Annotated in this window: 19 protein-coding genes; 8 read left to right on the top strand and 11 right to left on the bottom strand. The window is 45.9% G+C overall.

Translation table 11 applies throughout. The features are described from left to right. Nucleotides 1–19 precede the first annotated feature (19 nt). The 9 genes from FJD32_RS04610 to FJD32_RS04570 form a co-directional block, all read right to left on the bottom strand. The gene (locus FJD32_RS04610) at nucleotides 20–790 is read right to left on the bottom strand and encodes an ABC transporter permease (protein WP_140907002.1); all 771 of its coding nucleotides are present in this window, start codon (nucleotides 788–790) and stop codon (nucleotides 20–22) included. Continuing rightward, entirely contained in the window at nucleotides 787–1725 is a 939-nt protein-coding gene (locus tag FJD32_RS04605; RefSeq protein WP_140907001.1) for an ABC transporter ATP-binding protein, read from the bottom strand. The genes FJD32_RS04610 and FJD32_RS04605 overlap by 4 nt, the downstream gene beginning before the upstream one ends. A 245-nt stretch (nucleotides 1726–1970) precedes the next feature. After that, nucleotides 1971–2501 carry a hypoxanthine phosphoribosyltransferase gene (gene hpt / locus FJD32_RS04600; RefSeq protein ID WP_037421839.1) on the bottom strand — a complete coding sequence of 177 codons (531 nt, stop codon included), beginning with the start codon at nucleotides 2499–2501 and terminating at the stop codon, nucleotides 1971–1973. Between the two features lie 20 nt (nucleotides 2502–2521). Next, entirely contained in the window at nucleotides 2522–3169 is a 648-nt protein-coding gene (locus FJD32_RS04595) for a flavin prenyltransferase UbiX (RefSeq protein ID WP_037427822.1), read from the bottom strand. A 1-nt stretch (nucleotide 3170) separates the two neighbouring features. Next, a complete protein-coding gene (mpl, locus tag FJD32_RS04590) occupies nucleotides 3171–4568 on the bottom strand; it encodes a UDP-N-acetylmuramate:L-alanyl-gamma-D-glutamyl-meso-diaminopimelate ligase (protein ID WP_140907000.1) in 1398 nt (465 codons plus the stop codon). A 168-nt stretch (nucleotides 4569–4736) separates the two neighbouring features. Then, nucleotides 4737–5372, bottom strand: a complete 636-nt coding sequence (locus FJD32_RS04585; protein ID WP_055647732.1) for a hypothetical protein — start codon at nucleotides 5370–5372, stop codon at nucleotides 4737–4739. 176 nt (nucleotides 5373–5548) lie between these two features. Further along, a complete protein-coding gene (locus FJD32_RS04580; RefSeq protein WP_140906999.1) occupies nucleotides 5549–6412 on the bottom strand; it encodes a sterol desaturase family protein in 864 nt (287 codons plus the stop codon). A 52-nt stretch (nucleotides 6413–6464) separates the two neighbouring features. Beyond that, complete coding sequence (locus tag FJD32_RS04575; RefSeq protein ID WP_140906998.1) at nucleotides 6465–7496, bottom strand: DUF2804 domain-containing protein; 1032 nt, start codon at nucleotides 7494–7496, stop codon at nucleotides 6465–6467. A gap of 242 nt (nucleotides 7497–7738) precedes the next feature. Beyond that, a complete protein-coding gene (locus tag FJD32_RS04570) occupies nucleotides 7739–8299 on the bottom strand; it encodes a porin family protein (protein WP_037427830.1) in 561 nt (186 codons plus the stop codon). 137 nt (nucleotides 8300–8436) lie between these two features. On the opposite strand from FJD32_RS04570, the gene FJD32_RS04565 reads away from it, so the two are divergent. From FJD32_RS04565 to FJD32_RS04550, 4 genes are all read left to right on the top strand, one after another. Beyond that, entirely contained in the window at nucleotides 8437–9003 is a 567-nt protein-coding gene (locus FJD32_RS04565) for a YajG family lipoprotein (RefSeq protein WP_037421857.1), read from the top strand. A 33-nt stretch (nucleotides 9004–9036) separates the two neighbouring features. Then, the gene (locus FJD32_RS04560; RefSeq protein ID WP_011073582.1) at nucleotides 9037–9624 is read left to right on the top strand and encodes a peptidylprolyl isomerase; all 588 of its coding nucleotides are present in this window, start codon (nucleotides 9037–9039) and stop codon (nucleotides 9622–9624) included. A 70-nt stretch (nucleotides 9625–9694) separates the two neighbouring features. Then, nucleotides 9695–10015 (top strand): hypothetical protein, encoded by a 321-nt coding sequence (locus FJD32_RS04555; RefSeq protein WP_037421860.1) that lies wholly within the window; start codon nucleotides 9695–9697, stop codon nucleotides 10013–10015. 156 nt (nucleotides 10016–10171) lie between these two features. Continuing rightward, nucleotides 10172–11572: an MFS transporter gene (locus tag FJD32_RS04550; protein ID WP_055647728.1), complete on the top strand. Its 1401-nt coding sequence runs from the start codon at nucleotides 10172–10174 to the stop codon at nucleotides 11570–11572. 86 nt (nucleotides 11573–11658) lie between these two features. Here FJD32_RS04550 and FJD32_RS04545 read toward each other — a convergent pair whose 3' ends face one another. Further along, nucleotides 11659–12144 carry a YajQ family cyclic di-GMP-binding protein gene (locus FJD32_RS04545; RefSeq protein WP_037422293.1) on the bottom strand — a complete coding sequence of 162 codons (486 nt, stop codon included), beginning with the start codon at nucleotides 12142–12144 and terminating at the stop codon, nucleotides 11659–11661. A gap of 162 nt (nucleotides 12145–12306) precedes the next feature. Between FJD32_RS04545 and FJD32_RS04540 the strand changes: the two genes are divergently transcribed. From FJD32_RS04540 to FJD32_RS04525, 4 genes are all read left to right on the top strand, one after another. After that, complete coding sequence (locus tag FJD32_RS04540) at nucleotides 12307–12669, top strand: VanZ family protein (protein WP_037422291.1); 363 nt, start codon at nucleotides 12307–12309, stop codon at nucleotides 12667–12669. Continuing rightward, complete coding sequence (locus FJD32_RS04535) at nucleotides 12669–13652, top strand: 2-dehydropantoate 2-reductase (RefSeq protein WP_055647727.1); 984 nt, start codon at nucleotides 12669–12671, stop codon at nucleotides 13650–13652. The genes FJD32_RS04540 and FJD32_RS04535 overlap by 1 nt, the downstream gene beginning before the upstream one ends. Before the next feature lie 294 nt (nucleotides 13653–13946). Then, nucleotides 13947–14285, top strand: a complete 339-nt coding sequence (locus FJD32_RS04530; protein WP_037422289.1) for a P-II family nitrogen regulator — start codon at nucleotides 13947–13949, stop codon at nucleotides 14283–14285. Then, a complete protein-coding gene (locus FJD32_RS04525; RefSeq protein ID WP_055647726.1) occupies nucleotides 14282–15598 on the top strand; it encodes an ammonium transporter in 1317 nt (438 codons plus the stop codon). The genes FJD32_RS04530 and FJD32_RS04525 overlap by 4 nt, the downstream gene beginning before the upstream one ends. 59 nt (nucleotides 15599–15657) lie before the next feature. Here FJD32_RS04525 and FJD32_RS04520 read toward each other — a convergent pair whose 3' ends face one another. Next, entirely contained in the window at nucleotides 15658–17202 is a 1545-nt protein-coding gene (locus FJD32_RS04520; RefSeq protein WP_055647725.1) for an EAL domain-containing protein, read from the bottom strand. Between the last annotated feature and the right edge of the window lie 68 nt (nucleotides 17203–17270).

Raw genomic sequence — 17270 nt, 5'->3', positions numbered from 1 at the left:
GGTATGAACAAGAACCGGATTACGAACGCAGCCCTATGCCTCTGGATATCAGGTAATACGCAACACCCCAAAGTACAGCGCAAAAGCCCACCATGATGCCAATAGAAACCGGAATGCTGATATCGGCAAAACCTAAGAAACCGTAACGGAAGACGTTGATCATATAGACCACAGGGTTCAGTGCCGACACGCCTTGCCAAAAGGATGGCAGTAACGACAGTGAATAAAATACGCCACCTAGGTAAGTTAATGGCGTGAGCACAAACGTCGGGATGATGCTGATATCATCGAAACTCTTAGCAAATACCGCATTAATTAATCCCCCTAAGGAGAACAGCACTGAGGTTAAAAATACCGTCATGACGACTAAGCCTGCATGGTGCAAACTGATGTCGACAAAGAACATGGCGACTAGCGTCACGATTAAACCAACGCATAAGCCCCGAGCTACACCGCCCCCTACATAGCCTGCGATCATCACATAGTGAGGTACGGGAGCGACCATTAACTCCTCAAGATTGCGCTGAAATTTCGCGCTATAGAAAGAGCTCGCCACATTCGAATAGGAGTTAGTGATCACCGACATCATGATTAGGCCTGGCGCGATAAACTCCATATAAGATACACCCCCCATATCACCAATGCGGCTACCGACCAAGTTACCAAAAATCAAAAAATACAAGGTCATAGTGATTGCAGGCGGAACTAAAGTCTGGATCCAGATCCGAGTAAAACGGTTGATTTCCTTGGTTAATATGCTTTTGAAGGCGATAAAATACAGCTGTTTCATGCCTTAGCTCCTTGGGTTTTCTTCACTAACTCCACAAACAATTCTTCTAACCGATTGGACTTATTGCGCATCGACAACACTTCCACATTGGCCGCGGTTAATTGGGTAAACACATCGTTGAGATTGTGATCCTTTGCCACATCGACCTCTAAGGTATGCGGATCGGTTAAACGGCACACCATGCCATCGAGTGTGGGCGCGACATTGATATCGCGGCGAAGGTCGAGGATAAAGGTTTCAAGATTCAGCTTACTCAGCAAGGCCTTCATGCTAGTACACTCCACCAGCACACCCTTATCGATAATGCCGATATTGCGGCACAACATTTCTGCTTCTTCAAGGTAGTGAGTGGTCAGAATGATAGTCACACCCTGCTGGTTGATTTGCTTGAGGAATTCCCACATTGAACGGCGTAGCTCAATATCCACACCCGCGGTTGGTTCATCTAAGATCAGTAACTTAGGTTCGTGTATCAGGGCGCGGGCAATCATTAACCGCCGCTTCATCCCACCCGATAAGGTGCGGGACTGACTATTACGTTTCTCCCACAAATCCAGCTGGCTTAAGTATTTTTGGGCTCGCTCAAGAGCCACGGCCTTAGGTACGCCATAATAACCCGCCTGATTCACCACAATTTGCAGCACAGTTTCAAACTGGTTGAAGTTAAATTCCTGTGGCACTAAACCTATGCACAGCTTGGCTTCCTCGAGTTGCTTATCGATATCAAAATCAAAAACCTGCACAGAGCCAGCAGTTTTCTGCACTAAGGAGCTGATAATCCCAATGGTAGTCGACTTACCCGCGCCGTTAGGGCCTAACAGTGCAAAAAAGTCTCCCTGTTCAACGGTAAGGCTAATGCCCTTTACCGCTTCTACACCGCCTTTGTAGGTTTTTTTTAGCCCCTCGAGTACGAGAGCATGGGCATGCTTGGCCATAGTGCTACCTGATCCTGAAAGAATAAACGAAATACTAAAATGGTGACGAAAACAGCAATTGCAATACGCTAAGCTGTATAAAAACGAATTATGACTCTAATTGATTGAAAAAATAGTTATTAAAAATAACTAATAGATCTCCACACACATAGGTCAGTTACACCAAATCGTATTCGTGTGACCAACTTTCTACACAAAACAAAACTCCCGCCTAGACGGGAGTTTGAGTCATAACGCATCTGAGCTTATTCGAGCGGCACCACTTTGGCGATATAAGGTAAGTTGCGATATTGCTCAGCATAATCGATGCCGTAACCCACAATAAACTCATCTGGGATAGTAAAACCGATAAAGTCGACTTTGACATCCACTTCGCGGCGCTCGGGTTTATCCAACAGAGTGCACAGGGCTAAGCTCTTTGGCTCACGCAATAACAGCATTTCGCGCACTTTGTTTAAGGTGTTGCCCGAGTCAATCAAGTCTTCCACAATCAGCACGTCGCGGCCCGCGATATCCGATTGCACATCCTTCAGCACTTTCACATCCCGTGAGCTGGTCATGGAATTGCCATAACTCGAAACCGACATAAAATCGATTTCAACATGGCCTTTAATACGGCGGCACAGATCAGCCATAAATACGACTGAGCCTTTTAATAATCCCACCATCAGCAAACGCTCGCTGTTGGCATAGTGGGCATTGATTTGCTCAGCCATTTGATCCAATTTTTGGCTAATCTCTTCAGCGGAGATCATCACTTCGGTGGTGTGTTTCATATCAGTCTCAATTGTCGATGTCAGTAGGGGGAGTGTTTGTCATAACCCCAACGACTCGTTAATGCATGGTCAACGCCCAAATGATCGAGGATTCGAGCGACCATGAAGTCTACCAGATCTTCAACCGATTTGGGATTGTGATAAAAGCCAGGCGCCGCAGGCATAATAGTGACACCTAAGCGCGATAGGTTGAGCATATGCTCTAAGTGTATGGCATTAAAGGGAGTTTCCCGCGGAACGAGGATCAGTTGACCACGTTCTTTTAACACCACATCCGCTGCGCGCTCGAGCAAATTATTGCTCATTCCCGTCGCAACAGCTGCCAGTGTCCCCGTTGAGCAAGGACAAATCACCATTTGTTTGGGTGCAGCACTGCCTGAGGCTGGCGGCGAAAACCACTCATCCTTGCCTAATACCACTAACTCGCCAGATAAAGTTGCATTCTTTTCTGCAAGCACCTCTAACAATTGCGCCTTAGCTTTATCGCTGTTAGCACTGAGTTGCAAGCCATGTTCAGTCGCCAGCACCACACGTGCAGCGCTTGAGATCATTAAAAAAACTTGGTAGCCCGAGGCTAATAAGCATTCTAATAACTTCAAACCATAGGGCGCGCCCGAGGCCCCTGTCCAGGCTAAGCTAATGGCTTTATCTGATTTGGCATAGGCCATATTAGTCCGCCTGCTGAACAAACTGAGGGCTGACTTCAAGCGCCGCCAACAGTTTCTTATGTAATCCGCCAAAACCACCGTTACTCATCACCACGATAGTGTCACCCGCTTTTGCCGAGGCAGCCACTTTAGCGACAACATCATCAATTTGATGTAGGACAGTCACAGGGATCACCGCTGCTTCCATCGCCTCTTTCATATTCCAATCGATAGTATCGGCTTGATATAAAAAGGCTTCGTCCGCTTGCAGCATTGAATGGGCCAAAGTGTCTTTATGCACTCCACTCTTCATCGTGTTCGAGCGAGGTTCTAATACGATAGTGATTTTGCTTTGACCGACCTTGGCACGCATACCCTTAATGGTGGTCGCTATCGCCGTTGGATGGTGTGCAAAATCATCGTATACGCTGACGCCGTGGACAGTGCCCAACAACTCTAGGCGACGTTTCGGCGGTACAAAGCGGGTTAATGCATCAATCGCAGCACTCGGTTTAACCCCAACATGGCGCGCGGCTGCAATCGCCATCATAGCGTTTTCAATATTGTGCTGACCAATCAGCGTCCATTCGAGCACGCCTTGTGATTCGCCGTCGAAGAAGACTTCAAACTCATGGCAATCATCACTTAAGGCCTTAGCATGCCAACCTTTAGTCGCATCAGTGGTATGGAAGGTCTCTTGTTCGCTCCAGCAGCCCATATCAATGGTTTGCTTTACCGCGTGGAAATCGGCTGGCCAAATCACTTTGCCTTGTCCTGGCACAGTTCGGATCAAATGATGGAACTGTTTTTGGATCGCCGCTAAATCGGCAAAAATATCAGCATGGTCAAATTCGAGGTTATTAATCACCAGCGTACGGGGATGATAATGCACAAATTTAGAACGCTTATCGAAGAAGGCGCTGTCGTATTCATCGGCTTCGACCACAAAAAATGCCGATTCCCCTAAACGGGCCGACACGCCAAAGTTTTGTGGCACGCCGCCAATCAAGAAACCGGGTTGATAACCACAGTCCTCTAAGATCCACGCCAGCATGCTTGAAGTGGAGGTTTTTCCATGGGTACCAGATACGGCTAATACCCAACGCTCAGGCAGAATATGATCGGCTAAAAACTGTGGTCCAGAGGTGTAAGGGATCCCAAGGTTTAATACCGCTTCGACACAAGGATTACCTCGGCTCATGGCATTACCAATCACCACAAGATCGGGATAACTGCCCGCTTCACCTAACTGACTTGGATCAAAACCTTGAATGAGTTCAATACCTTGCTCTTCAAGCTGCGTACTCATCGGTGGATAGACGTTGGCATCCGAGCCTGTCACTCTGTGCCCTTTTGCCCTAGCCAAGAGTGCAAGACCACCCATGAAGGTTCCACAAATTCCTAAAATATGTACGTGCATACCGCTCGCTCTGATGTTTTTGAATTCAAGGCTATTCTAATCCATAGCACAGCAGATTGGCAGGTTAGGATCTAGGAAAAGCCACATCTTTGGCAAAGATCCTGAGAGTGGAATAAATTTTAACAATTGGCTGAAGTTTAACTAACAGAATTATGCCACTAGGCTCACTTATCCGCGCAAGCTGGCATAGAGCTTGGGATATTGACTGCGGTGACGATTAAAGAGGAATTGACGTAGGGCTTCTCGCTCTTCGGCTTCGGCCTGAAATCTGACAATCGCCAGTCCCTCTTCATGGCGGATAGGCTCGATTTTAACCCGCATGGTTTCACCATCGGGTAACTGTAATTGCAGTTCTTGGCTATCGACCAACTGTTCAAACTGTTGCGGTGATTTAGCACGAATCGCCATGCCAGAACTAGATAAAGACACCACAGACCATTGTTCACCCTGATCTTGGTCGAAGATCCACACATCTTCAGGCTGAGTCAAACGCCAACTCCGCTCAGCCCCTTTTGCGTCTAACACTTCAGGCACCCCAAGAGTTGGCTGTAATTGGCCAAAATCATCGAGGCGCATCTCAAGGGGAAACCAGAGTTTATAGGAGCCGACTTCAGCCAATAGGGTCAGCTTGGCCTTACCCAATAGCGAGGCGAGCGCCTGTGGCACCTCGGTTTTGACCGTTAATACATGGTTAACCAAAGGCTCAGGATGAGCGTCCTCAGTGCTATGGGTTATGCGATTGGGGGAAAATAGCTCTCTAAAACAAGCTAATTCCTCTAAGGTTAAATGCGGCTCATCAACCATACGACAACCTACTCAGATGAATCACTTGTACAAAAAATTACCACCAAAGCGTGATTCTGTATATTTTTTCAGCGATTAATTTGCAAAAAAAGAAAAGTAGGCTAGCAAGGTTAAGATCTGACTCCAATTACCCATTTGCACTATTTGAAGATGGATGATTCCTGAATTTAAGCAACTCACTTATCTTTTTGCTGACTGGCAGGAGGGGCGAATAACAGCTTAAGCCGCTCTGAAAAGCTCAGCCCCTTAGTCGTGACATCACTAAACATATCGCGCCATTCGCTAAAGGTCACTTTGATTGGATTAAAACTGTTGACGGGTTTAGTGATGCCGTAAATCACGGTTTCCTCTTCAGGAACAAAGGTACCGAAAAGTTTGTCCCAGATAATCAAGATACCGGCATAATTTTTATCGATATATTGCGGATTACGCCCATGGTGTACCCTGTGGTGGGAAGGCGTATTAAACAGCCATTCCAATGGGCCGAGTTTTCTCACCGCTTGGGTGTGCACAAAAAACTGTAATCCCAAATTGAGCAGCACCACAAAAACCACCCAATTAGGGTCGAAACCCAAAATTACCAACGGCAACCAAAACACCCACATACCAGCGAAGGGATACATCAAACTCTGGCGAAACGCGGTGCTAAAATTCATATTCTCCGAACTATGGTGCACCACGTGGGCCGCCCACATCCAACGCACTCTATGGCTCGCACGATGGAACCAGTAATAGCAAAAATCTTGGGCAATCATCAGCAGCACAAAGCTGAATGGCCCCATTTGAATATCGAATAATTTCCAACCAAATACCGCAAGATACCATTTAGCGATCAGCAAGCCCGCCAAAATATCCATTCCTTGGTGCATGGCGGCGAGGCTAAAATTACACAACACTTCCTTTGGATAGTAACGGGCGCTAACGGGCAGTTTTTGTCTTCTGTCACCGAAATACCATTCCAGCAACATGCAGACAAAAAACAGTGGAGCCAATACCAGTAACAGCACTTCGGGATGATTAATTAACGCAGCGATATCCATATACCTTTATCCTATTGTTATTATTGTATTAAAGCGTAAATCCGCCCATGGTCTACCAGCGAGCGTAATGATCCTCAGTTAATCCCAATACATTGTTGAGTTGGAATTTCCGCCCCTGATTGTCAATGATAAAACCGCTAAAAAGCCCCAGATATTGACGGAAGTTACTCTTCAGCAAGATAAAATTGCGTTTCTCACTCCGGCAATTTCGCGCGGTAAACTCTAAATCGACGCGGCCATCGTGACTATGAATACGCCAGAGATCTGTGCCCTGGTGGCCATGACGGTCAAATTCAAATTGTACTGATCCGAGTAAATGCCGCTCACCATTGATCCAAAACACATTTTCATTAGCACCAGTTTCATTCACGCCCGCAGCAAGATTTAATCCAATCACTCCGTCGTCAATTTGCGCACTCAGCGATGCCCAACGCCAACTGGTATCTCGGCGCATAAATCCCGCGGAAAAATCATAGCCTGCGAGGGCGAAATTCAATGGCTGCGGTTCATGATCTACGGTGAGTTGTCCTTTGACCGACAAACCATTGTGTTTTTGGGTATAGGTCCAGCCGTTGTATCCCGTGGGGCTACACATGGCCATAGGTAAACTTAAAGGCAATGCATGTAAGGTTAAATCGGCTTGAATGCTTTTAGTATCAATGACTAAATGCCAACTCCCCTCTTGGATTTTAAAGGTTATGCGCTTACCTTTGCCGCCAATGGTTGCCGTGCCATTGGCTGGAGAAGGCGTCATCCGGTAGCCAAACCCAAGGGGTTTTAGCCAGTCCTGCTGAGTTAACCTATTGTTTTTAATATCGTATAAATAACAAAATCCACTGCCAAGGTAGGCGATATCCGCGAGCGCAACACCAATAATATAACGGGGCGTAACGATAGAAATAAATTGAAACTGCTTATAGTCAAACCGTTTCTCCCAAGCCGATGCGGGCTTATCCATAGTATCGAAATAGGCAAAATCCGCTAAACCTAAGCGACTGACTATACCGTCGAAATGACCAAAATGTGGCTGACCTTTGGCATTGATCAAACTGTCGGGGGCGATTTGGGTGATAATCCTAGACATAACTTCGCCTTTGCTTTTGCACTCGAGGGAGCATTTATGCTCTCTTATTTAATGTTGAATTTTTACTCTAACCTGTCATTCATTGCATTAAAAGAGTGCAAGCTCAAATTGTTGTTATTTTGTTGCCGAGAGGAGTTCGGTTTAGTTTCCTCAAAAAGCCATTAAAAAAGCGCCCAAAGGCGCTTAGTTGAGACAAACCTATTTAATCAAATGTTGACGAATCCAGTGGAACACCTCAGTCGTTAAAATCGATAGCTGATACCAAAGTTTACCCCTTGTAACTCTAGCTCTTTCATCGGCACATATTGGTATTCGAGATTTAGCCCAAAGCCAGAGCGAAAACGATATTGCCAACCGATAGCGCCGTAAAAGCCCACATCGTCCGAATCCATCTCCTGCTTTTCAAACTCATAACTCACTTTAGTGTAGGCTGCACCAAGTTTGGCATACAGACTATTACCACGAGACAGAGCATACTCACCGTAAGCAGTAGCTCTCACGCCTTGGTAATCTAAGTCTTTTATATCACTGATCGCACTAACAAGCGCACTCGCCACGCCACCAGAGCCCGCTAAATATCCCGCTTCAAATCCAAAATGCTCGTTGAGCATATAGCGGTAATACAAGTCGCCAGTAAATGTATCACCCGCATCATATTTACCGCTTTTAGTTTCAAACTCTTGGGAACCATAGCCTAAGCTGCCGCCTAACACATGGGGTGAATCGGTGGCATTGGCATTACCAGCAAAACCAGCACATAAAGCGAGAAATAACACGCAAACATTTATTTTTAAGTACTTCATATTGTTAATATTCCATTATTATAAGGTAGTCATATCATAGCCCCCAACCCTGTACAAAAACTGAACACCTATGCATTGTGGCAACAGAGATGATTTCTGGTATGCTGTAACCACTTTTTACTAGCATGAGATTCCACATGAAACGGTTATTATTGACGCTGACTTTTCCTTTACTTTTTGTAGGCTGCGCGAGCCAAAATCCGACTCATATGGCATTTAGTCCACAGGTTCCAGATATTAGCCAACAGACTTCAAGACCGCTGCAAATCTCACTAGACACAATCGACACTCGTAACGCCGAATACGTTGCGCGTTTTATGGAAGAAGGCACCAAAACCCGTTTAGTCGGCCCAAGCGAGCCCCCTAAGTTATTGCTCGACGAAGTATTTCGTAACGGTTTCACTCAAGCGGGATACCAAATCGATCCCAGTGCAACCAACTCTGTTCAAATTCAATTAGAAGAATTACAGATGGATGTCACCAAAAAGACCTTTGGCTACGAAGCCAAACACAGCGTCCGTATCGCAGTCCAAGCACGTAATTCCAATCAAGAATTGGTCAAACGCTATAAAGCCAAGGGCGTCTTAAAAGGCCCATTAACTCCTGACTTTGCCACCTTAGAAATGGATATGAATAAGCTCCTCGGTCAACTCACAGGGGAGATTCTAAATGACCCAGAGTTAAACCAGTTTCTACAACAATAATTGCGCAAGTTTATAATGATTAAGGAAAGAATGATGTTTCGTTGGATATCCGCACTTTTAGTTCTCTGTGCAAGTTATAGCAGCTGGGCGGCAATCGACATTCAACCCGATAGCTTGTATCCACAGGTCGAGTTTGATACGAGTTTAGGTAAGATTGTCGTCGAACTCGATAGAACTCGCGCGCCAATTACGGTTGATAACTTCCTCACCTATGTGGTCAAAGGCGAGTACAACAACACGATTTTCCATCGCGTGATCAGTGACTTTGTGGTGCAAGGCGGTGGGCTGAATCCACAATTAGAAGAGTTGCCAGCGGGCAAGCCGATAGTCAACGAGTCGGGTAATGGTTTATCAAATAGCATGGGCACCATCGCCATGGCGCGCGATAATGAGCCCCATTCTGCCACCCGTCAGTTTTATTTTAATGTTGCGGACAATACAAAGCTTGACCCATCAAAACGTCGTTGGGGATATGCGGTATTTGGTGAAGTGATCGAAGGAAAGCAAGTCCTCGAAGCCATGGCTGTGGTAGAGACCACTACTAATGCCAAACTGAATTGGCCCGATGTGCCAGTAACACCTATCATATTGAAAACAGCTAAATTACTCCCCAAAAAATAATCGAAAAAAATTTGAGCAAAAGCCCTAATCCTGCATCTATACTGTACAAGCAGAAAGAAAGGAGGCAAGGGTGACGATTGAAGAATTTATCGATAATAAAGCGCCCCAACTTGCAGTATATGGGAAAGCGTTTTTGAGTGATGAACTCGATTTCTGCGAGATCCAGCTCTATTTATGGGACACACTTGAAGAATGGCAACAACTCATTCCAACAAGTGAAGCGCAAACAGAAATGGAAACCGTGTTTTGGCACTTGCTCCATAGCTTTAGTAAGTGGCCAGACTGGATGATCCGCGGCAATCAGTACCTGTGTCAGCAGTTGCATGCGTGCTGTGACTTCCTCTGTTTGGGAGGCCAAATGCCCTCGGGTTGTATCGGTATCCGACCTTGAACAATCCCTTCTTAAAAGACTCAGCTTGCTGAGTCTTTTTATTTTTAGCTTTTGCAAACAAAATCGCTCTGAGTATCAAAAGGAGATACCTTGCCCCTTGAACCTAACCACATCTTACCCGTAAGCTAGGCGGATTCGACTCTTCGGCTAATACATATGTCTGTACCCAGCTTTACTCGTCGCACCTTAGATTCCTTGAGTGTTTATTACCATAAACGCGTTTTGATCCTGCTATTACTCGGTTTTTCTGCTGGCCTACCATTAATGCTAGTCTTTTCAACCTTGTCATTTTGGTTACGGGAAGCAGGTGTCGATCGCACCTCTATCGGTTATTTCAGTTGGATAGCCTTAGCCTATGCCTTCAAATGGGCCTGGTCACCGTTAGTAGATAGATTATCACTCCCTTTACTGACGCGCTTTTTAGGCCGGCGACGCGGCTGGATGTTGTTCGCCCAGTTGTTACTGGTCGGTGCAATTTTGGGGATGTCTTTTAGTGATCCCGTTAAAGATCTCGAACGCTTAGCTTTGTTTGCATTAATGGTTGCCTTTGCGTCTGCAACCCAAGATATCGTGATTGACGCCTTTCGGATTGAATCGGCTCCCGAAAAAATGCAAGCAGCCTTAGCGGCGGCCTATCAAGTAGGTTATCGCAGCGCCATGATTGTGGCGACCGCAGGCGCGCTGACCATCGCTGCTTGGGTTGAGCCAGGTAATACCGAATATAACTTAATCGCTTGGCAAACTTCCTATTTAGTCATGGCTGGACTGATGTTTATTGGGGTTTTGACTACGCTCTTTAGCCAAGAGCCACAGGTCGATACTCGCGCCGCCGATGAGACCGAATTAGCGGTCAAACAACGCTTAAGCGAGCGTTACCCTAAACCTATAGCTGCGAGTCTCTCGTGGATTTATACCGCCAGCATCCTGCCCTTTATCGACTTTTTTAAACGCTATGGCCGTAGTGCTATCTTGATTTTATTGCTGATTTCCTGCTACCGGATCTCGGATATTGTGATGGGGATTATGGCCAACGTGTTTTATGTGGACATGGGATTCACTAAGGAAGAAATTGCCTATTTAAGTAAAATCTATGGCCTTATCATGACCTTGGTTGGCGCAGCCTTTGGCGGAGTCCTGTTAGCCCGCTTCGGTACCATGAAGATATTATTTCTTGGCGCGCTGTTGGTTGCTGTCACTAATTTGCTCTTTGCTTGGCAAGCGGTCATTGGTTATAACGTCAGCTTTTTAACCTTTGCCATTTCGGTGGATAACTTCAGTGCGGGGATTGCCACCGCGGCCTTTATCGCCTATTTATCAAGCCTCACCAGCAGCGGCTATAGCGCAACCCAATACGCCCTGCTCTCTTCGATTATGCTGCTCTTCCCTAAGTTTATTGCGGGTTTCTCGGGCGCCTATGTCGACGCATTTGGTTATGTGAACTTCTTTGTCGCTGCCAGTGTGATAGGCTTTCCTGTGTTGTTACTTATTCATTTAGTGAATAAATACGCCCCCCACGTCAGTAACAAACCAGACCAGACCAAGAATAATCAGATATAAAAAAGCCCCAAACCGTAAAGGTTTGGGGCTTACTGTATTTTCCACGCTTAAGTTAGCTTAACGCGAACTCAAGCCAATTTTCATGATTAATCGCGGAAGTTATTGAACTGGAAAGGCTGACCAAGATCTGCTTGACGCACTAACGCCATCACAGCTTGTAAATCATCGCGGGCTTTGCCCGTCACACGCACTGTGTCGCCTTGGATCTGCGATTGCACTTTAATTTTGCTATCTTTGACCATCTTAACGATTTTCTTGGCGATATCCGTCTCGATGCCCTGCTTAAAGCGCACTTTCAGGGAGAAAGTCTTGCCACTGTGAACTGACTTTTCGTCGACATCCATAGTCGAAGGCTCAACATTACGCTTGCTCAATTGGGAACGTAAAATATCTACTAACTGTTTGCACTGGAAATCGTCTTCTGCGGTGAGCGTCACCACATGATCTTTGTAATCGATGCTTGCATCTTTACCGCGAAAATCAAATCGGCCGCTGAGCTCACGGCGAGAGTTTTCGACCGCGTTACGTAACTCAACCTCGTCAACTTCAGACACAATATCAAATGAAGGCATAGTTGCCGCCCCTTAGGTGATTGTAAATACCCATAGTTTACCGACTCCCTCCCCCAAGTTGAAGGTTAACTTTGTCCCAGCAAGATAAAACTCGGCTTAGGGATGACTTTGGCGACACATTTTCCTATTATGGCGTCACACTAAGATAATCAAATTGTATTTGTGATAACTAAACACACCCTATTCAAACTGGCTTTAGCCGTAGCCTTTGTCGTGATCAGTTATCTGGTGTTCTCCAGACCAACCTATTCGCAAAGCATCCCCCATATCGATAAAGTAGGCCATCTTGGAAGCTTTTTCTGCCTCTCGTATCTGACCTATCTCGCCTTTCGTCCTAAGTGGTATTGGCTCTCACTGGTACTTGCAACTTACGCGATGTTAATTGAGATTGTGCAATCCCGCCTACCCTATCGCAGCGCTTCAATAGGTGATGTGTTGGCTGATTTTGCGGGTATTGCCTTGTTTTATTTTTGTCTTTGGGCCTATCGAAAATATGTTAGTGCCGCACAACTCAAGGAAGAATAATGTTAGGCCAAGATGTGCCATTAGCTATAGAGTCTCAAGTCACTAACATCGCGATTTTAGGCGCAGGTGCTGTAGGGCAATTGATTTGCCATCAATTGACTTCGGCGGGATTAGCGGTAGGCTTAATTGCACGGGACTCCTCGGTATCAAACCTTGAAGCAACTGATTGGCAAGACTTGGTATTTAGCCCTTTGTCCCCAAGCGATGCCGTTACTGACTCTGTGTCCTATCGAGTCCCGCTGCTTAGCGCCGACAAAGCCCACTTACAGCAAGTACAACTGTTGATTGTGTGCGTAAAAGCTTATCAAGTCATTGATGCAATAGGTCCTTTACTCAACAAGTTATCGCCACAATGTCATATCCTATTATTACATAATGGTATGGGGCCACATCTCGCGCTCGCACCAATGTTAAATGGCCGCGGCCTAAGCTTAGGCACGACCTCGCAGGGCGTATTACGTCAGTCATGTTGGCAAGTTAAGCAAACCGGCCAAGGCTTAACCCAGTTGGGTCACTTTACCGGCCCGGCGTTACCACAAACGCTGCGAGATAACCTATTACATGCCATCCCAAACAGTGAGTGGGTTGAGGCGATTATCCCCTGTCTTTGGCAAAAACTGGCCGTAAACGCCGCAATCAATCCTCTTACGGCGCTGCATCAATGCCCCAACGGCGCTTTGGCTCAAGCGGAGTTTAGTGACACCATTGCTAGTATCCTAGATGAATTAGTCGACGTTGCCACACATGATGGGATTGAGCTCGACAGGCACTTCTTAGAGGAGCGCGTCTATCGAGTGATTGAACTCACAGCCGCAAACTTCTCATCGATGCACCAAGATGTTGCAAACCACAGACTCACCGAGATAGACCAAATTAATGGCTATATTTGTGACCGCGCCAACGCGCACAGTTTAAGTGCAGCAACTAATGCCAAGATGGTCAGCGCTATTAAACAGCTTTCGGCAATAACGTTACCACGATAACTGCATATTCAATTGATTTTAAATAGATTTAATATAAGCCTGCCGTAGAAAATCATTTTCGATAATACTTAACAGTGTTTAAATGCACCCTAATTGGCTTTTTTACATTTAACGCACCAAGGGCGCGCACCAAGTCAGGGCGTGCTCATCTATTTTTGCACTATTTTGCAGCAAAAATAAGATTTATTTGGGTGCACCACATTATTAACATAATGATAATAAAACGTTTATTGTTGTGGCCTAATTCCTGCTATATCCAACGAACTGATGCCTGATGTTCGTTGGAGAATAAAGTTGAAACTCATCACCGCAATTATTAAACCTTTCAAAATTGATGATGTACGTGAAGCGCTCACTCAACTGGGCGTCCACGGCATGACAGTGACTGAAGTGAGGGGTTTTGGCCGGCAAAAGGGGCACACAGAGCTCTATCGCGGCGCCGAATATGCTGTCGACTTTCTTCCCAAAATGAAGCTTGAAATCGCGATCCACTCAGAGCTTGAAGAAGCTGTAATCGAAGCCATCATCCAAGCCGCTCGCACAGGCAAAGTCGGTGACGGTAAAATTTTTGTCACTCCGCTCGAACAAGTGATCCGCGTTCGCACCTCTGAAGAAGGGAGCGATGCCATATGATCAATCCAAAATCTAAGTGCAGTTATCAAGCGTTACTTATCCTCATCGCGAGTAGCTTTACCGCTCCAGTATTCGCCGATGAGGTGCAGTTAAGTGGTGCCAACACCGCGTGGATTTTAAGTTCATCAGCCTTAGTATTACTGATGACGCTCCCAGGACTGGCATTATTTTACGGTGGACTGGTGCGTAGCAAAAACGTGCTCTCCATTTTAATGCAGTGTTTTTCGATTGCTGCTATTGCCTCAATACTCTGGTTTGTCGTGGGTTACTCCATCGCCTTCGATACAGGCAATGGTTTTATCGGTGGGCTAAATAAAGCATTTTTAGCCAGCATTGGTCGTGAGAGTATGAGCGGTGACATTCCCGAACCTTTGTTTATGCTATTCCAAATGACCTTTGCCATTATCACGCCAGCGCTGATTATCGGCGGCTTTGCTGAGCGAATGAAATTTTCTGCGGTACTCATATTCTCAAGCACTTGGCTGCTGTTAGTCTATGCACCTATCACCCACTGGGTATGGGGTGGCGGCTGGTTAGCTGAGCTTGGGCTCTATGACTTTGCCGGCGGCACAGTCGTACACATTACCGCAGGAGTAGCGGCACTGGTTGCGGCAAAAGTACTTGGCCCACGCAGGGGATTTTTAAACTCAGCGATTATGCCCCACAACTTGACCATGACTGTCACAGGTGCGGGCATGCTGTGGGTGGGCTGGTTTGGCTTTAATGGCGGCAGCGCCTTAGGCGCCAATGGTACAGCGGCAATGGCGATACTCGCGACCCATTTGGCGGCGTCGATGGGTGCCATCACTTGGGCTGGGATTGAATGGTATAAATTTGGTAAAGCCAGCGCACTTGGTATCGTTACAGGTATGGTGGCGGGTTTGGGAACAATCACGCCTGCATCGGGTTATGTTGGCCCAGCAGGAGCCTTAGTGATTGGTTTTCTTGGCGGGGTGGTCTGTTTCTTTTCAACGGTTTACATTAAACAAAAATTGAAGATTGACGACTCTCTCGATGTATTTCCTGTCCATGGTGTAGGCGGCATCCTCGGTACGTTGCTCGCAGGCGTTTTTAGTTCGACTCAACTTGGGATCTTTAGCGGCTATGGTTTTGCCACTGTTAACGACACTATGATTGACCAACTCGGCGTCCAAATGATTGGTATCGCGGCGACCTTTAGTTATACCGCAGTAGTGACTTGGCTCTTGTTTATCGTTATTAGCAAACTCCTTGGAGGACTGCGTGTCAGCAGTGAGCAAGAAGTGAATGGGCTCGATCTTTCTGAACATGAAGAAACGGGTTACAGCCTGTAAGCACATCAACCTCTGCGCAAAACCTATAACCGTCAGGATACCTATCCTGACGGTTGTTGTTAGTTGCGTTTCTTCAGCCAAAGGGCAAGCTCATCTAATTTCATCGGTTTAGCGAATAAATATCCTTGCAGAAAATGCACATCACGACTGATTAAATAATCCGCCTGTTCCTGTGTTTCTACCCCTTCTGCTACAGCGACATAATTCATTTTATGGCAGAGTTCGATAATAGTATCGAGCACATGGGAAGTGACCGAATCTTGGCCTATGGTATCGATAAAGCACTTATCTATTTTAAGGTAGTCCAAGGTAAAGGTTTGCAGCAGCGATAAGGTCGTCTGTCCGGTGCCAAAATCATCAATAGCGACTAAAATGCCAAGCTCACGCAATGCTGTAATTCGCTCGCACATATCCGCCGTTAATAGCTGCCGCTCGGTAATCTCAATCAAAGGTTGAACACCAATTTGAGAAAAAGCATCCTTTAAATAGCGAAATTTAGCTTCAATATCACTTTGAATAAAATGCTCAGGCGCTACGTTAAAGCCAATTCGAAACCCTGGCTGCACGGAAAACAGACTAAAATCGGCTAAAGCGCGTTCAAAAATATAATTAGTTAGCGGCACGATCAGTTGGCTCTGCTCCGCGATGGGAATAAATAGATCTGGCCGCACCAAGCCCATTTGCGGATGTAGCCACCGCACTAATGCCTCAACCCCTTTAGCCTTACCGTCTTCAGTACAAATAATAGGTTGGTATACAAGGAAAAATTCTTTATTTTCGATCCCGCTTCTAATATCGTCGGCCAGTGAATAGCGGTTATTTTTACGCCAAAGATGTAAACCGACTAACCAAGTAAATGCCAAAAAAACGGGGAGCGATAGCCCAAAAGATATCCAGAAGAAGTACCAAAAAAACGCTTGCGAGACCTCAAGTAGGATCACCAATTCCGAATTATCAGCCTTTACGGCAACAACTTTCCCATCACCAAACTGTGGCACAGTCGGCAATGTCGCGCCCTTCAACCCCAATACCACATTCAGCACAGGACGAGGAAACACCTCTGGCTGAATAAAGCTGTCGATAAAATATTGCCCTTCAATAATCACAACCGCTCCACTCGTTTGGTTGGCCTGCGTAGCAATAACAATGATGGCAGGGACACCTAAACGCGCAGGCGTTTCAGGAACAATAAAATAAGTAGGCTCTTTTAGGGTCGGTTCAGGTAAGAGTGTGTTCAGTGGAAAATCAATTTCACCATTTGTGGATGAACAATAAAAACCATAAGCATTAAAAAGCAGTACACCACGATAATAGGGCTTAAACTTCATATACTCATTAAGGTCACTACAATCACCTTGACTAAGAGTGATGGCATACTGGCCAATTGACTCAGACTGGCTTAATAAATCCTCAAGCCGTTTGAGATTAAACTCACCAACTTCATGCACCTTTTTCTCAACCAAATAACTCGTCACCATAAAACTGGATGCGATAGCCAAGACAACAGGAACAGACAACATAATGAATAAATGCTTGCCTGAAAGATCGTACTGAGAGATGAATAAGCGTAAAAGTGACGACAGGCTGTTAATACGATTCTGCATCCGGAATCCTTATCTTGTTGCCGCTATAGCGATTTATCTTGGTTAAACATTGCGTTGCATATGATAAA

The sequence above is a fragment of the Shewanella sp. LC6 genome (genome assembly GCF_006385735.2).
GTDB lineage: Bacteria > Pseudomonadota > Gammaproteobacteria > Enterobacterales > Shewanellaceae > Shewanella > Shewanella xiamenensis.
Note: the sequence above shows the minus strand (reverse complement) of the source record. Positions and strands in the feature narration are given on the sequence as shown.

Excerpts from the sequence above, each read along its gene's own strand:
- FJD32_RS04580 (WP_140906999.1), bottom strand. The coding sequence starts at position 6,412 with ATGGATATCGCTGCGTTAATTAATCATCCCGAAGTGCTGTTACTGGTA.
- FJD32_RS04610 (WP_140907002.1), bottom strand. The coding sequence starts at position 790 with ATGAAACAGCTGTATTTTATCGCCTTCAAAAGCATATTAACCAAGGAA.
- FJD32_RS04595 (WP_037427822.1), bottom strand. The coding sequence starts at position 3,169 with ATGGCCTATGCCAAATCAGATAAAGCCATTAGCTTAGCCTGGACAGGG.
- FJD32_RS04550 (WP_055647728.1), top strand. The coding sequence starts at position 10,172 with ATGTCTGTACCCAGCTTTACTCGTCGCACCTTAGATTCCTTGAGTGTT.
- FJD32_RS04525 (WP_055647726.1), top strand. The coding sequence starts at position 14,282 with ATGATCAATCCAAAATCTAAGTGCAGTTATCAAGCGTTACTTATCCTC.
- FJD32_RS04605 (WP_140907001.1), bottom strand. The coding sequence starts at position 1,725 with ATGGCCAAGCATGCCCATGCTCTCGTACTCGAGGGGCTAAAAAAAACC.
- FJD32_RS04575 (WP_140906998.1), bottom strand. The coding sequence starts at position 7,496 with ATGTCTAGGATTATCACCCAAATCGCCCCCGACAGTTTGATCAATGCC.
- FJD32_RS04560 (WP_011073582.1), top strand. The coding sequence starts at position 9,037 with ATGTTTCGTTGGATATCCGCACTTTTAGTTCTCTGTGCAAGTTATAGC.
- FJD32_RS04570 (WP_037427830.1), bottom strand. The coding sequence starts at position 8,299 with ATGAAGTACTTAAAAATAAATGTTTGCGTGTTATTTCTCGCTTTATGT.
- mpl (WP_140907000.1), bottom strand. The coding sequence starts at position 4,568 with ATGCACGTACATATTTTAGGAATTTGTGGAACCTTCATGGGTGGTCTT.
- FJD32_RS04565 (WP_037421857.1), top strand. The coding sequence starts at position 8,437 with ATGAAACGGTTATTATTGACGCTGACTTTTCCTTTACTTTTTGTAGGC.
- FJD32_RS04585 (WP_055647732.1), bottom strand. The coding sequence starts at position 5,372 with ATGGTTGATGAGCCGCATTTAACCTTAGAGGAATTAGCTTGTTTTAGA.
- FJD32_RS04545 (WP_037422293.1), bottom strand. The coding sequence starts at position 12,144 with ATGCCTTCATTTGATATTGTGTCTGAAGTTGACGAGGTTGAGTTACGT.
- FJD32_RS04535 (WP_055647727.1), top strand. The coding sequence starts at position 12,669 with ATGTTAGGCCAAGATGTGCCATTAGCTATAGAGTCTCAAGTCACTAAC.
- FJD32_RS04520 (WP_055647725.1), bottom strand. The coding sequence starts at position 17,202 with ATGCAGAATCGTATTAACAGCCTGTCGTCACTTTTACGCTTATTCATC.
- hpt (WP_037421839.1), bottom strand. The coding sequence starts at position 2,501 with ATGAAACACACCACCGAAGTGATGATCTCCGCTGAAGAGATTAGCCAA.